The sequence below is a fragment of the Nonomuraea sp. NPDC050680 genome, from assembly GCF_040654555.1.
Taxonomy (GTDB): Bacteria; Actinomycetota; Actinomycetes; order Streptosporangiales; family Streptosporangiaceae; genus Nonomuraea.
Window position 1 is genome coordinate 380,599 of sequence record NZ_JBFAIF010000005.1, and the last position, 14,411, is coordinate 395,009.

The 14,411-nt window shown below is 71.1% G+C and carries 13 protein-coding genes; 1 reads left to right on the forward strand and 12 read right to left on the reverse strand.

What is annotated here, in order from left to right; all coding sequences use genetic code 11:
- Nucleotides 1–18: 18 nt before the first annotated feature.
- The 6 genes from AB0H88_RS21690 to AB0H88_RS21715 are packed head-to-tail and all read right to left on the reverse strand — an operon-like array spanning nt 19 to nt 6,513.
- Complete coding sequence (locus tag AB0H88_RS21690; protein ID WP_357647030.1) at nt 19–1,056, reverse strand: ADP-ribosylglycohydrolase family protein; 1,038 nt, start codon at nt 1,054–1,056, stop codon at nt 19–21.
- The gene (locus AB0H88_RS21695; RefSeq protein WP_357647031.1) at nt 1,056–2,015 is read right to left on the reverse strand and encodes a carbohydrate kinase family protein; all 960 of its coding nucleotides are present in this window, start codon (nt 2,013–2,015) and stop codon (nt 1,056–1,058) included. Before AB0H88_RS21695 ends, AB0H88_RS21690 begins: the two co-directional genes overlap by 1 nt.
- Complete coding sequence (locus AB0H88_RS21700; protein ID WP_357647032.1) at nt 2,012–2,995, reverse strand: ABC transporter permease; 984 nt, start codon at nt 2,993–2,995, stop codon at nt 2,012–2,014. Before AB0H88_RS21700 ends, AB0H88_RS21695 begins: the two co-directional genes overlap by 4 nt.
- Nucleotides 2,992–3,984 (reverse strand): ABC transporter permease, encoded by a 993-nt coding sequence (locus AB0H88_RS21705; protein ID WP_357647034.1) that lies wholly within the window; start codon nt 3,982–3,984, stop codon nt 2,992–2,994. The genes AB0H88_RS21700 and AB0H88_RS21705 overlap by 4 nt, the downstream gene beginning before the upstream one ends.
- A complete protein-coding gene (locus tag AB0H88_RS21710) occupies nt 3,981–5,477 on the reverse strand; it encodes a sugar ABC transporter ATP-binding protein (RefSeq protein WP_357647036.1) in 1,497 nt (498 codons plus the stop codon). The genes AB0H88_RS21705 and AB0H88_RS21710 overlap by 4 nt, the downstream gene beginning before the upstream one ends.
- 7 nt (nt 5,478–5,484) lie before the next feature.
- Nucleotides 5,485–6,513, reverse strand: a complete 1,029-nt coding sequence (locus AB0H88_RS21715) for an autoinducer 2 ABC transporter substrate-binding protein (RefSeq protein ID WP_357647038.1) — start codon at nt 6,511–6,513, stop codon at nt 5,485–5,487.
- Between the two features lie 197 nt (nt 6,514–6,710).
- Between AB0H88_RS21715 and AB0H88_RS21720 the strand changes: the two genes are divergently transcribed.
- Nucleotides 6,711–7,424, forward strand: a complete 714-nt coding sequence (locus AB0H88_RS21720; protein ID WP_357647040.1) for a GntR family transcriptional regulator — start codon at nt 6,711–6,713, stop codon at nt 7,422–7,424.
- A gap of 60 nt (nt 7,425–7,484) precedes the next feature.
- Here AB0H88_RS21720 and AB0H88_RS21725 read toward each other — a convergent pair whose 3' ends face one another.
- Genes AB0H88_RS21725 through AB0H88_RS21750 form a run of 6 tightly spaced genes read right to left on the reverse strand, consistent with a single transcriptional unit; the run spans nt 7,485 to nt 14,266 of the window.
- The gene (locus tag AB0H88_RS21725; RefSeq protein ID WP_357647042.1) at nt 7,485–8,831 is read right to left on the reverse strand and encodes a transcriptional regulator; all 1,347 of its coding nucleotides are present in this window, start codon (nt 8,829–8,831) and stop codon (nt 7,485–7,487) included.
- Nucleotides 8,810–9,658, reverse strand: coding sequence for an amidohydrolase family protein (locus tag AB0H88_RS21730; RefSeq protein WP_357647044.1), 849 nt, complete (start codon nt 9,656–9,658; stop codon nt 8,810–8,812). The genes AB0H88_RS21725 and AB0H88_RS21730 overlap by 22 nt, the downstream gene beginning before the upstream one ends.
- 8 nt (nt 9,659–9,666) lie before the next feature.
- A complete protein-coding gene (locus AB0H88_RS21735; protein WP_357647046.1) occupies nt 9,667–10,404 on the reverse strand; it encodes an amidohydrolase family protein in 738 nt (245 codons plus the stop codon).
- Complete coding sequence (locus AB0H88_RS21740) at nt 10,388–11,995, reverse strand: heparinase II/III family protein (RefSeq protein ID WP_357647048.1); 1,608 nt, start codon at nt 11,993–11,995, stop codon at nt 10,388–10,390. Before AB0H88_RS21740 ends, AB0H88_RS21735 begins: the two co-directional genes overlap by 17 nt.
- Nucleotides 11,995–12,993, reverse strand: coding sequence for a Gfo/Idh/MocA family oxidoreductase (locus AB0H88_RS21745; RefSeq protein ID WP_357647050.1), 999 nt, complete (start codon nt 12,991–12,993; stop codon nt 11,995–11,997). The genes AB0H88_RS21740 and AB0H88_RS21745 overlap by 1 nt, the downstream gene beginning before the upstream one ends.
- On the reverse strand, nt 12,977–14,266 hold the full coding sequence (locus tag AB0H88_RS21750; protein WP_357647052.1) for a sugar ABC transporter substrate-binding protein: 1,290 nt from the start codon (nt 14,264–14,266) through the stop codon (nt 12,977–12,979). The genes AB0H88_RS21745 and AB0H88_RS21750 overlap by 17 nt, the downstream gene beginning before the upstream one ends.
- Nucleotides 14,267–14,411: the final 145 nt, after the last annotated feature.

Below are 14,411 nucleotides of genomic sequence, written 5' to 3' on the forward strand. Positions count from 1 at the left end.
CCGCCGGCCCGCGACGCCCTACGCGGGCATCGGGCGGGCGACCGCCGCCAGGCGGGCCGCCACGTCGGCCAGGTCCAGCTTGTTGGCCTGCTCGACCCGGGCGACGGTCTCGGCGGGCACCGCGGCGATGCCGTTGAGTGCGCCGGCGATGGCCGCCGCCATGCAACCCACCGTGTCGGAGTCCCCGCCGGCGGTGGCCGCCGCGACCGCCGTCCGGAATGGGTCGCCATCGGCCGCCACCAGCAGGCCGATGGCCGCCGGGCAGGCCTCTGCCGCCGCCAGCCCGGTGCCGATGACGGCGGCGATCCGCTCGATGGCGTCGTCCAGGTCGCGGGACTGGACGGCGAGGGTGACCGCGAGGTCGATCCGCTCGGCGACCGACGGCCCGGGGACGTGCCGGCCCTGGTCGGAGCCCAGCTGCTCGCCGAGCTCCGCGCCGTGCCGCGCCGCCCGGACGACCTGGAACAGGTCGGCGCCGTCCACGCAGGCCGCGGCAGTGGCGGCGGCGATGGCCGCGGCCCCGGCGACACCGATGTTCGTGTGGTGGCTGGGCACACACGTCAGGTGCGCGGCGTGGACGGCGCCCTCGATGTCGCCGGGGTGCACCAGGCCGGCGGGGGCGACCCGCATGGCGCCACCGTTGCTGGCGCCCTCGCTCATGATGCGTCCCGCCTTGCCCACGTCCCAGGGGTTGTCGCCGGCCTTGAGCCGCTCGATCGCCCGGCGCGTGGTGGGGCCGGCGAAGTGGGGGAAGTAGTCGGGGTTGCCGGACCAGCCGATGAGCAGGTCGGCCATGACCTCGGGGGTGACCTCCCCGCCGTGCGCGATGAATGCCTCGGCCAGCAGCAGCATCTGGCTGGAGTCGTCGGTGATCTGGGCCGGCCCGCGCCCGACCGCGTACGGCGCGTCGGGCAGCGGTGCGTGGAAACTCTCCACCCGCCGGCCGAACAGCCGCCGGATCTCCGGAATGGAGCGTTCCTCGGTGGGGGCGCCGAGCGCGTCGGCGATGCAGGCGGCGGCGAGGCTGCCGTGGATGCGGTCCAGAAGTGCGGTCATCAGAGTCCTTGGAGACGAGGCGCGGCGTCGAGGGTGACGTCCCGCGCGAGGGTCTCGATGCCGGTCCCGGCATCGAGGTAGGCACGTGAGCCGAGATGGCTGACGCAGAGCGAGGCCGCGGCGACACCGGCGCGCAGGCTGTCGGCGAGGGTCCGCCCGCGGATCCAGGACCCGGTGAACGCCCCGGCCAGCGCGTCGCCCGCGCCGGTGGTGTCCACGACCTCGATTTCCGGCCCGCGCGCGGACCAGCTCTCCCCGGGGCCGAAGCAGAGCGCGCCGTCGCGCCCCCTGGTCACCACGACGGCGCCGGCGCCGGCCGAGATCAGGAGTTCGGCGCAGCGCGCGGGGTCGCCGTCGGCGAGCACCCCGACCGTCGCCTGGTTGCAGAAGACGAGGTCGCTGAGGTGGGCGAGCGTCCGCACCTGGTCCCACCGGCCGGCGACCGCGTCGGGCTCCAGGTCGACGGCCACCTTCGCGCCGCTCGCCCGAGCTCGCCCGGCCAGGCCGATGGCCCAGTCGAGGTCGTCCGCCAGGGGCGCGACGACCCGCGCCATGCGGAGCAGGTCGTCTGAGATCTGGCCGACGGCGGGGATCTTCACCTCGGTCACGGCGCCGACGAGGGACTTCTCCCCGGTGGCGTCGAGCTGGATCACGCAGAACCAGGTGTGCCCGCCGGGTACGGCGATGCTGGCGGAGACGTCCACACCCTGGGCCGCCAGCCGCTCCAGCGCCTGGCGGCCGGGCTCGTCCGAGCCCACCGCCGTGGCCAGCGCGGCCCGGGCCCCGGCGAATCTCGCGGCGGCGGCCAGGTTGGCGCTCATGCCGCCGCCGTGCACGCCGACCAGCCGGCCGATCGCCTTGTCGTCGGCCACCGCGATGTGGGGCACCCGTACGAAGTAGTCGACGCTGGCGTCTCCCACCGCCAGGACATCGACGCGCTGGGCGTTCGAGGTCGTCATCCGGCGGCCTTCCTGCCGATCAGATTGTTCAACAGGGCAGCGCCGACGAGGACCAGACCGAGGATGCCGGTCTGCACGGAGTTGCCGACCTGCGCCAGCTGCAGCCCCCAGGACAGGACCACCACGACGGCGAGCGCCAGCAGGACCCCGCTGAGATGTCCCCGCCCGCCGAAGATGTCGATGCCGCCGAGCACCGCGATGGTGATCGCCTGGAGCTCCATGCCGGTGCCCGCGCTGGGCCTGGCGGTGAGCAGCCACGCGTTGGTCACCACGGCGCCGAGCGCGGCCAGGGCGCCCGACAGGACGTAGAGCCGGAACCGCAGCCGGTTCACGTCGATCCCGGCCAGGCCGGCGGCCCGGTCGCTGGCGCCGGTCTGGTACAGGCGGCGGCCGAACGCCGTGCGGTTCTGGGCCCAGATGGCCAGGGCGAACATCGGCGCCAGGACCAGGAGGACCTGGGTGGGGACGCCGAGGATCGCGCTCTGCCCGAGTGCCGCGAAGCCCTCCCCGTCGAACCCGCCGAGCTGACCTCCGCCGGTCAGCACCTGGGCGAGAGCGCCGTACAGAAAGAGCGTGCTCAGCGTGACGATGAGCGGGGGCAGACCGAGCCGGGCGATCATGAGGCCGTTGACCGAGCCGAGCAGGCCGCCGAAGGCGACGGCGGCCAGCGCGGCCAGCCACGGGCTGAGCCCGAGATTCTGGGCGAGCAGGCCCATGAAGATCCCCGACAGGCTCAGCATCGATCCCACGGACAGGTCGATGCCGCCCCTGCCGCCCAGGATGACGAACGCCTGCCCGAGGGCCAGCAGGCCGATGACCGCGCCGTACTGCGTCATCGCCAGCAGGTTGCCCACCTGCAGGAAGTACGGCGACAGCAGGCTCATCACAGCGCCGAGCGCGACGACGAGCACGGCGAGGAACACCCTGCGGTCGCTCACCCGGTCGCGGAGCGATCGCCTGGCCACGGCTGTCGTTGTCATTTCTGCGCTCCGATCCGCTTGTCGAGGATGCGCCTGGTCAGGACGTCGAAGGCCACTGCGAGGGCGACGGCCAGCCCGACCAGCACCCCGTTCCACAGCGGAGGCACACCCATCAGGACGACTCCGTTCTGCAACAGCGCGATGAAGACCAGGCCGCCGAGGGTGCGCAGCACGCCGCCCTCGCCGCCCAGGATGCTGGTGCCGCCGACGACCACGGCGGCGATGGCGGGCAGGGTCAGCTCCTGGCCGGCCGTGGCCTGCACGACGCCCACCCTTCCCACGTAGATCAGGGCCGCGAGGCCGACGAGGGCGCCCACGAGCACGTACGCCACGAACGAGGTGCGCCCGACGGGCACGCCGAGGAGCCTGGCGCCCTCCGCGTCGTTGCCGATGGCGAACAGCCGCCGGCCGAACACCCGGTGGCGCAGGACGTACGCGAAGATCCCGAACGCCAGCAGGACGACCAGGCCGACCAGGGGGATGCCGCCTGCGCGCGCCGGCCCGAGCATCGGCACCACGGGGCCCGCGAAGACGTCGGTGCTGTTCCACAGGACGAACAGCACCGTCTTGAAGATGGCGGCCGTACCGAGGGTGGCGATGATGGGGGAGATCCGCCCGCCGACGATCAGCCCGGCGTTGACCGCGCCGAGCAGTCCACCGAGCAGCACCGAGGCCAGCACCACGAGTACCGGCGGCAGGCCGGCGACGAACAGCGAGGCGCCGACCCAGGCGACCACGCCCAGCATCGGGCCGACCGACACATCGATCCCCGCCAGGAGGACGACCAGTGTCATGCCGGCCGCCAGCAGGGCCAGGTCGGCCGAGTTGATCACGACGTTGGCGAGGTTCGACGCGGACAGGAAATCGGGGGCGGCGAGGCCGAAAAGGATCACCTCGGCGACGAGGAGGATCGGCAGCAGGGCGTCGCGCAGCAAGGTCAGCGTGCGGGTCGAGCGCGCCGTCACGGGGGAGAGAGCGGTCGTGCTCACCGGTTCACCCCCATCGTGGCGCGCAGCACGCCGTCCTCGGTCAGCTCGTCGCCGTGCAACTCGGCGGCCATCCGGCCCTCGCGCATGACGTAGACGCGGTCGGAGACGGCCAGCAGCTCCGGCAGGTCGCTGGAGATGACCAGCACCGCTGTGCCCTCACGGGCGACCTCCACCAGCCGCTGCTGGATGTCGGTCTTGGTGGCCACGTCGATGCCGCGGGTGGGCTCGTCCAGGATGAGGATCGCCGGCTCGGTGACGAGCTGCCGGGCGAAGAGCACCTTCTGCTGGTGCCCGCCGGACAGGCCGGTGACGAGGAAGTCCAGCGTCGGGGCCTTGATCCGCAGCGAGCGGATCCATGTGGAGGCGAGCTCGCGCTCCTGAGCCCGCCGGATGACGCCGAGCCGCCCCAGCAGCGCGGGCAGCCGGACGGCCGTGAGGTTGCTCATCGTGTCCATGCCGGGGAAGAGCCCCTGCGTCTTGCGGTCCTCGGGCAGGTAGGCGATCCCGCGCGCCATGGCGTCGCGCGGGCTCTTCGGCGTGTACGGCTCGCCCCGCACACGCATCGACCCGGCGCTGGGGCGCAGCATGCCGAAGACGGTCAGCGCCAGCTCCGTACGCCCGGCGCCGACCAGGCCGTACAGACCGACGACCTCGCCCGCGCGCACGGTCAGGCCGACGCCGGACAGCGACCCGGGCACCGTGATCCCCTCGGCCTCCAGCACCACGGGGCCAGGGTCGGGGACCGACCGGCTGATCGTGGCGTTGACCGGCCGGCCGGACATCATCTCCAGGATCCTGTCGTGGTCGGCTGCCGAGGCGGGCAGGTCGCCCGCGAGCCGCCCGTCCTTCAGCACGATGAACCGGTCCGCGACGTGCGCCAATTCCTCGAAGCGGTGCGTGATGTAAAGGATGGCCACGTCGGCTTCCGAGAGCCGCTGGACGATGCGGAAGAGCCGGCGGGCCTCGGCGTCGGTGAGGATCGAGGTGGGCTCGTCCAGGATCAGCACCTTGGCGTCGACGTCGACCGCCCTGGCGATCAGCGCGAGCTGCTGCTCGGCCAGGCTGAGCGCGTCCATCCGCCGGTTCAGCAGCTCCACGGGCAGGTCGAGCCGGCGGAACAGCTCCGCGCCGCGCCTGCGCATCTCGCCCCAGTCGACCTGGGCCAGGCGGTCGCGCGGTTCCCGGCCGACGAAGAGGTTCTCCAGCACCGACATCCGCGGGAAGAACGACGGCTCCTGGTAGACGACGCTGATGCCGTCGGCCAGCGCGTCACCTGGGGAGGCGGGCCTGTGCGGCTCACCGTCGAGCGTCATCTCGCCGGCGTCCGGCCGGTGCACCCCGGCGATGAGCTTGATCAGGGTGGACTTGCCGGCGCCGTTCTCGCCGAGCAAGGCCAGCCGCTCGCCGGCCGCCAGCGTGAAACCGACGTCGGTGAGCGCGGCGGTGGCTCCGAAGCTCTTGGAGAGCCCGGTCACCGAGAGGATGGTCCGCACGTCGCTCCTAGTAGTCGAACTGCGCGATGTTCGACTTGGTGAAGACCATCGGGGGTCCCAGCACCAAAGTCTTGTGGCCGGCGTCGTACTTCACCGGCTGCTTGAGCCCTGGCACAGTGGACTCCGCGGCGATCTGCTTGCCGTCCAGGAGCTGCTTCATCGCCCAGACCGTCAGGATGCCGAGCTGCGGCACGTCCCACAGGACCGTGGAGGTCATCGCGCCGGACTCGACGTACGTCCGCGCGGTCTTGGGCGAGCCGAAGCCGGAGACGGCGATCTGGCCGGCCTTGCCGGCGTTCTGGACGGCCTGGGCCACGCCGGGCACGGCCGTCGACGGCACCGCGATGAGCCCCTTGAGGTCGGGGTTCGCGGTCATGAGGTCCTGTGCCTCCTTCAGCGCCTGCGCGGTATCGGTGGTGTAGCGCACCCCGCCCACGAGCTGCATCCCCGGGTACGCGGACTCCTGCCGCTTGCGCGCCTGCGCTACCCAGCTGTTGAAGGTCTGCGTGTCGGCCGCGCCGGACACGATGCCGTACTTGCCCTTGCCGCCCATCGTCTTGGCGATCTGGTCCATGACCGTCGCGCCGAGCGCGTCGTCGGTGGCCTGCTGCGCGAAGAGCTGGCGCTGGCTGTCGGGCGCGTCGGCGTCGGAGGTGATCACGACGATGCCCTTCTGCCGCGCCGCCGCGATGGCGGGGTTCATGGAGCGAGGGTCGAGCGGGGACACCGCGATCGCGGCGTAGCCCTGCTGGACCAGGCTGTTGAAGATGCGGACCTGCTCGGTCGCGTCGGCGGTGGCCGGCCCTGCCTGGGTGTAGGACATGCCGAGTGAGCGTGCCGTCTCCGCGGCGCCCTGCTTGAAGGCGGAGAAGTACGGGACCCCTTCCACCTGGGAGACGAAGGCCACTTTCTGGCCTCCGCCGCCGCCGCTGCCGTCCGGAACGGCGCTCGGGCTTGCCGATCCGCCCACCGTCGAGCAGGCCGTCAGCGCGACCGCTGTCAGGGTGGCCACGATCCCGGCTCTGATGTTTCGCATATCGCATCCTCACGAGACGACTGACTGGTCACGAAGGCGCGCCCCGTGCCGTCTGTGTGGCTCAGGCTAGGAATCAGTACCTAATAATGTCAAGAGTTGTAGGTACTAATCTTGTTTCTGTTGGTATAGGTTGTGTTGGTCGACTGTTGCTGATATTTCGGTCTGCGCCAGGCTTTGTGAGCGAGGGAGATGCCCGCATGACCAAGCGCCACGCGCACGAGATCGTCGCCGATTCTTTGCGTACGCAGATCCTGGATGGCCGCTACAAACCCGGCGAGCGTCTGCCGTCCGAGGAAGCGCTCACCGACGAGTACGGCGTCAGCAGGAACACCGTCAGGGTGGCGCTCGACCGCCTGGCCGCGGCCAACCTCATCACCCGGCGCCGCGGCTCGGGCAGCTACGTCAACGTGGAGATCGGCATCAGCCACTCGCTCGGCAGCCTGCGCAGCTTCACCACGCTGCTGCGCGACCTGGGGTTGGAGCCGGGCATCAGCGGGGTCGAGATCCGCCGCGACCCGAACCCCCCGCTGGAGATACTCGGTTTCCTCCCTTCCGAGGCCGTGTGGCTGGTCCGCAGGGTGCGGACGGGTTCTGGCTCCCCCTTCGCGCTGCTGGACTCGTGGCTCCCCGACCGGATCGGCTCCCGCATCGACCCCGAGGTCCTGTCGCGGCGTCAGTCGCTGTACGCCTCGCTCGCCGAGGACCTCGACACCAGGGTCGCCGAGGCCACCGAGAGCATCCACGCCGAGGCCGCCGACGAGCGGGAGGCGGGCGTGCTCGGCGTCCCGGTCGGCAGCCCGCTCATCGTCATCAGACGGTGGACCTACGACCGGGCAGGGCGGCCGGTGGAGTACACCCGCTCGGCGGCCCGCGGCGACCGCTACCGCTACGTGGTCAAACTGCGCGCGTGACTAAATGACGCGTCCGACCGCTAAGCCTTGACGGGCCGGTACGGCTGGCGCGTCCGACCGCTAAGCCTTGACGAGCCGGTACGGCTGGCGCGGCCGCCCCGCCTGTGTGCCCTTGACGGGTGGCATCGGCCAGGCCAGCCCCTCCTCCGCCAAACTCTGCAGCACCCGGCGGGCACTGCGCGGCGCGATGGCCAGCACGTCGGCCACGATCTCGGCGTCGACCACCATCGCGTCGGGACCGTCGCCGAGCCCTTCGACCAGCCGGTCCAGCAGCTTGGCCGCCTTGGTGGTGGCCACCGGCCCGCTCTCGGGCTGGCGGCGCCGGCGTACCGGCAGCGAGAGCGCGGTGCCGTCCCCGCCGACCAGGTAGGCCGCCGCGGCGCCGGCGTTGCGTGCCTTCTCCACGGCGACCAGCGCGTTGGCGTCGGCGTCCCGGGCCGTGCCGCCCAGGCCGATGCCGACCTCGGCCGCGACGCCGATGTCGGCGAGGATCCGGTCCATGAACGGCGCCACCCTGAACCCCTCGGTCGCCTGGCGCAGCGCGCCGAGCGTGGTGGTCACCACGTAGCTGTTCTCGTCGCGCGGCACCACGGTCGCGCCCATCAGCCGGGCGTCGGCCAGCAATGACTGGTGCAGCGACAGCTTGAGCTCCTGCTGCCAGTAGTTGCCCGGCCCCGAGTAGCTGGGCCGGGCCGAGGCGGCCAGTTCGACCACCACGATGGCGATCTGCGCGTCCTCCAGCCGGCTGCCCGTGCCGAGCAGGGCGGCGGTGTTGAGCGCCAGGCGCAGCGTGTGGGACGTGGGCAGCATGCGCAGCACCGGCACCCCGGCGGCGGTCAGCTTCGTGGCCACGCTCCTGATCGTGGTCAGCGCCGCGGTGGTGGCGCCCTGCCGGTAGAGCCGTTCGTGGAACTCGATGAAGCCGCGGGCCGACTCCGGCTGGTCGTACTCCGACAGATGGACCTCCGCCGTGCTGACCCCGATCTCACCGTAGGCCTCCTCGACGTCGGCCGCGAGCAGCGAGTCGATGCTGACCCGAGCCGGGTCGAGGCCATGGGTGAGCACCCCGCGCAGCAGGCTCGCGTACAGGCTGGCCCCGCTCATCGGCACGAACGTCGCCGGAACGGGCAGCTCACCCGCCTGCCTGGCCAGATCGTGCTGAAGCGGCCCGGTGAAGAGCACCACGTCGATGCTGTCGGAGATCTTGGCGAACTTCTCGTAGGTCTCGTGCTCCTCCGCGTGTGACGCGCCGACCAGTCGCCAGTCGGCGGCGGCGGGGAGCTCGGCCCCGATCATCATGATCTGCTGGACGAGATCGTTCGGCCCCACGATCCCGATCGCCACCCTGGACCGCGTCTCGGAACGCAGCCGATCCATGATCTTGATCACTCCCGTCCGGATCTCCACTGAAGCAGGCGGGTCATCGTGCCGCCGAGCACGGCGGCTCGGTCCTCCTCAGTGAGGCCACTGAAGATTACCCGTCCCAGCGACATCCGTAGATCGATGAACGGGAAGTCGGACCCGTAGACCACCCGGTCCGCTCCCACCTCTCTCACCATTCTGGCTATGTCGGAGCCGCTGTTGAAGGACCCGCACACCTCGAGCACCACGCCGGGACGTCGCCGTGCCACCTCGATCGCCGCGTCGAACCCGTTCGGCGTGGCGCCGGCGTGCCCGGCGAGGATCGCCACATCGGGGTAGCGGGCCGCGACCTCGTCCACCATGGGCAGGTCGTTGTACGGCGAGCCGTCGTAGGTGTGCGTGAGCACCGGGCAGCCCGTGCGCTGCGCGAACTCCCACACCGGAGCGTAACGGCCGCCGGTGAGCGGATAATCGTGCAGGTCGGGGTGGAGCTTGATGCCGCCGAACCGGTGGTCGGAGCCCCACATCCCAAGCTCTCGGGCGGGGTCCTGCCAGGGGTTCACGGTGAGGTACCCGGTGAAGCGGTCTGGCGCGCGGCCGACCACCTCGGCGGTCGCCGCGTTCCCCGCCGCGGCGTCCAGCTGGATCGCCAGGTGGCTGGAGATGACCGCGTGCGACACCCCGCACCTGTCCATCACCCGCACCATGCCGTCGGATCCCGCGTCGGGGATGAAGAAGAGGCTGTACGGGCCGACGTGGGCGTGCGCGTCGACGATCCGCACGCTGGTCTGTGGGCGCCGCTCCCACAATGCGGACGTGAGCGCGTTCACCGAGCCATCGGCAGCGGACGCCGAGCCGTCGGCAGCGGACATGGGCGCGTTCACCGGGCGGCCAGCGGCAGCAGGCCGAGCAGGGTGCCGGAGCCGATGGTGGCCACGGCGTCGTTGTCCAGTTCGGCCCACATCAGCCGGGTGACCGCCTCCGCCGGGTCCCTCAGCGGCGCCCCGGTGCCGAACACCACGCGGCCCGCCCCGTACCGCTCGACGAGCCATTCGAGCCCGCAGTGCGAGGAGAGGTTGGCCAGCCCGATGTAGACGTTGTCCGTCCGAGCGAGCACCCCGGCGGCCTGCCTGAGCAGGCGGTAGCCGAGCCCGCCGACGACGACGGGCAGGCCGGGATGCCGGGCGGCGATCGACTCCAGGGCGGCCCAGCCGAGTTGCGGCGCGTCCACGAACAGCGGCAGCCCGGCCTCGGCGATCGCGCCGAGCATCGCGGCGGCGTCCCGGCCCGCGAGGTCGTAGCCGTGGTCGGCGGGATAGGCGCGGACGGCGCGTACGCCGCCGTCCAGCGCGGCGGTCACGAACTCGGCGGCCGTGCCCGTCTCGCCGCAGGTGTCGGGGAGCATCACCCAGCACGGATGCAGCCGGGGCTCGCCCGCGACCAGCTCGAGCAGCTCCCGGTTGCCCGTCGCCGGATCGTGCAGCCACGACAGGGTGTGGCTGACCATGGCCTCGGCGATGCCGAACCGGTCCATCCTGGCCATCGCCTCCGTGATCGAGCCCGTGCCGACATCCCTGCGCGGGTAGCGGCCGAGCATCGCGTCAGCGTCGATCAGCATGAACCATCCAATCCTCGGGGACAGTGGGGAGTTGGTCGCGGTAGGGGAAGATCCCGACGGTGAACCTGCCGTCCTGGCGGCGCAGGCCGAGCGAGTGGATCTCGCCGTAGGCCGCGGTCCTGGTGGCGGGGTCCGGGATCCGGGCGGGGCCGCTGCCGTACAGGACCTCGTCCGGTGGTTCCAGCGGCACCACGAGGATGCCCGGCCCGCGCGTGCCGGCGTACCCGCCGCCCTGCTCCACCCACGGTGACAGGCCGTGCAGCTGCCAGATCGCCTCCGTGTCGATCCGGTCGGTGATCACCCAGTACGGCGACTCGCCCTTGACGAAGACGATCCGGCGGTCATGCCGCCTGCCGTAGCCGTGGTGGTGCCCGGCGAAGACGTCCGCCTCGGGCGAGACGGAGAACACGTCGCAGGCCGCGCGGCGGTCCTCGGTGTACTCCTCGCCGGGGACCAGCAGCGTGTTGTGCGCCCTGGTCGCCTGGTACCAGTCGTAGTAAAGGGGGTCGTCGTAGGACGGCGGGCCGCCGGCCTCCCATGCCAGCGGCACGCCCCAGCCGGACAGCACGAAGTCGAGCGCCGCGTGGTGGCTGTGCGGCTCCAGTTCGTGCCCCACGTACGGGCCGTAGTTGACCACGGTGTGGAAGCCGCCCGCGCGGAAGGTCGCGTACCCGCTGGCTTCCAGGTTGTGCGACTCCTCGACCGGCCGGCCGATCTCGGGCCAGACCACGCCGCTGTCCTGTAGGTGCGGCACCCAGCCGCCCGGCGTCGCCAGGACCGCCAGCCAGTGCCGCATGGCCAGGTAGCGGGGATGCCGGGACAGCTCAGGCTCGACCGCCGCGGCCCTGTCGACGCTCCCCAGGCACATGTCGTGGTAACCGGGAGATCGCTCATGGTGCCCGCCGTCGGCGCGTACGTCGTGCTCCAGGTGCTCCAGGACCCGCGCCATGGCGACCTCGGCCCATCGCGCCGCCTCGGGCAGGTCGGCGAACACCCTGGAGGTGTGGAGCAGCTCGCAGGCGGTCACGAACTGCCAGTTGCCGTGCCGGAACGCGTCGTGTTCCTCGGCCGACCATCGGGCCCCGCCGAGCACCGTCTTCATCATCTCCAGCCAGCAGTCGTCGCTCAGCGCGGGCTCGTCGGCGAAGACGGCCAGCGCCTCGGTGACGTACATGGCGCGGGCGCGGACGCCGAGGGAGTACCAGACCACGTCGAGGCCCGGCCAGTCGCCCTGGACCAGGTCGCGGGCGGCGTACCACTGGCGGAACAACCGGTCCCACTCGGCGGCGTGGCGCGGGTCGCCGGTCTCGGCGTAGGCCGTGATCAGCGGGGTCATCCACCTCAGGTAGTGGAAGCCGTACAGCTGGGAACGGCCGTGCCCCTTGTCCAGGAAGTCGACCTCGATCCCGTGCAGATCGCCCGCGCCCGCCGAGCCGAGGGCCGCCGGTACCGGCCGCGGCCGGCGCCAGGGCCTGGCCGCGGCGACGCTCGACGCCCCGAGCGCTTCGAGCAGGGCCTCGTCGGTGATGTGCAGCATCCGCACGGGATCGACGTGCCGCGCCTTCTCCACCGGCGCATTCTCGACGGGCATCAGAGCTTCACCGGCGATCCCGTGCGGGCGGACTCGTGCGCGGCGGCGAGCACGGCGGTCACGTGCCGCGAGCTCTCCACGCTGATCAGCGGCTCCGCGCCGGTGCGGGCGCAGTCGACGAAGTGGTGGATCGCGTCGCGGTAGGCGCCGGCCGGTACGCCGTGGACCACCCGCTGGAGCATGTTGCGCGGGTAGGTGTAGGACTTCTCGGTGGCGAGCTGGATGTTCTCCTTCTGCCGGTCGAGCTGGATGACGCCCGACTCGCCGACCACGGTGACGTAGCTGTCCACCATGGTCGGGAAGGTGTTGGGGTAGATCCAGGCCGACTCGAAGGTGGCGACCGCGCCACGGGAGAAGCGGGCCTGGATCTGCATCGCGTCGGGGGTGTCGATGCCCAGTCCGCGCAACCTGCCATGGCGGGCGGTGGCGTACACCTCGGCCACCTGGTCGTCGTAGAGCCAGGTGAGCAGGTCGATGTCGTGGCTGGACAGGAACCAGGCGCAGGTCGTCTGGTCCGCCCAGCCGATCATCTCGGTGGGCACGTGGATCGTGTCGTCCTTGCGGGCGTAGCCCACGACCGGCTCGCCGATCAGCTCCATCTGCTGCTTGGCCTGCGCGTACGCGGGCACCCAGCGATGGTTGAACAGGCACATCGCGATCACGCCCGCCCGCCGGATCGCGGCGACGGAGCGGTCGGCGTCCTCGACGGTCGTCGTGAACGGCTTCTCCACCAGGATGTGCACGCCCGCCTCCGCGGCGGCCACCATCACGTCCGCGTGCAGGTGGTCGGGCGTGGTGATCGACACGGCGTCCACCGTGCCCGAGGCGAGCAGCTCCCGGTAGCCGGGGTAGACGGTCGCGTCCTGGGCGTGTTCCAGGGCGCGCCGGGCGACCGCCGTGATCTTGACCTCGGGATGGGCGGACAGGACCTCGGCATGGCCCCGGCCCATGATCCCCGCTCCGACGATCCCGATTCTGAGCCTAGGCAAGCGCGTCATTCCATTCCTTCTCGGCGGCGTCGAGCGCCTCCTTGGCGCTCTTGGAGCCCTGGAGGAAGGCCCTGACCTCTTCGGCCAGCGACTCCCCCAGCTCGGTGTCCTTGGGTGTGCCGAGCGGGGTGTACTCGAGCTTCGGCAGCCCCTTGACGATCACCTGGCGGGCCAGGTCCATGGGGTCGTCACCGCCACCGCCGGCGAAGAAGGCGTCCTTCGTCGAGGAGATCGTCGAGGGATAGATGGGGACGAGCTTGCAGAAGGCGAGCTGGTTGGCCCCGTTGGTGAAGAACTTGATGAACTCGGCCGCGGCCCGCTGGTGCTTGGACGCCTTGGGGATGGCGAAGGTCTGCTGGGCCAGGAGCAGGTAACCGCCGGTCTTCGTCTGGACGGGCTCGGTGATGAGCAGGTCCTTGTAGATGTCCGGGGCGTTCTTCTGGATGTTGAGCAGCGTCGCCGCGAACGTGCCCGCGGACAGGGCGAGCTGGCCGTTGTCCAGGCTCTGCGGGAAGTTGCGTACGTCCTTGGAGACTGCTCCCGGCGCGATGCCGTGCTTGTCGTAGCTCTGCTTGAACCGGTCGAGGAGGGCGGCGACCTCCGGGGTGTTGAACGCGGCCTTCTTCTTGTCGGCCGACAGCAGCTCGACGCCGTAGTAGCGCAGCACGAGGGGGGTGTTGATGCCGGGGATGTCGTTGGTGCCGTAGACCTTGGTCTTCTCGTAGACCTTGTCGGCCAGGGCGAGCGCCTCGTCGTAGGTCTTCGGCGGGGTCGTCCCGTCGAAGCCGGCCTTGGCGACGACGGACTTGCGGTAGATGCCCACCGGCGTGCCGCCGTTGTACCAGGGCACGGCGTACAGCTTGCCCGACACGCGCAGCGGCTCGACCAGGTTGGGCTGGAAGTCGGCGAGGTCGGCGGCCTTGAACGCGTCGTCGAGCGGGCTCAGCGACGGGACGAACCTGCCGATGTCGCTGGAGGCGAGGTTGACCGCGTCCGGGACGTCACCGCTGGCGACCGCCGCGAGCATCTTGGTCGCGATGTCCTGGCCCGGCACGTCGACCCAGTTGATCCGGACCTTGGGGTGGTCCTTCTGGTACTGGGCGATCAGCCCGTCGATGTAGGCGCTGTAGTTCTTCTTGAGGTTGATGGTCCAGAACTCGACCTCTCCCTCGAAGGGCTGGTCGTCGGCCACCGCGGCGGAGCCGTCCGACGTGCCGGCGACGCAGCCGGACGTCACGAGGGCCAGCGCGAGCGCGCCTGCCGTTAAGGCACTTCTCTTCATCACCGCGTACCTCCGCCAGAATATGGCCGTCCTTAATACCTTCTTTCGGCACCATGCCAGTCCGGGGCGCGGACCGTCAAGACTCGGGATTATGTGCACCTTGACGGTCTCAAGGGACCGTCTATAAGCTGCGGCCAAATTCTGG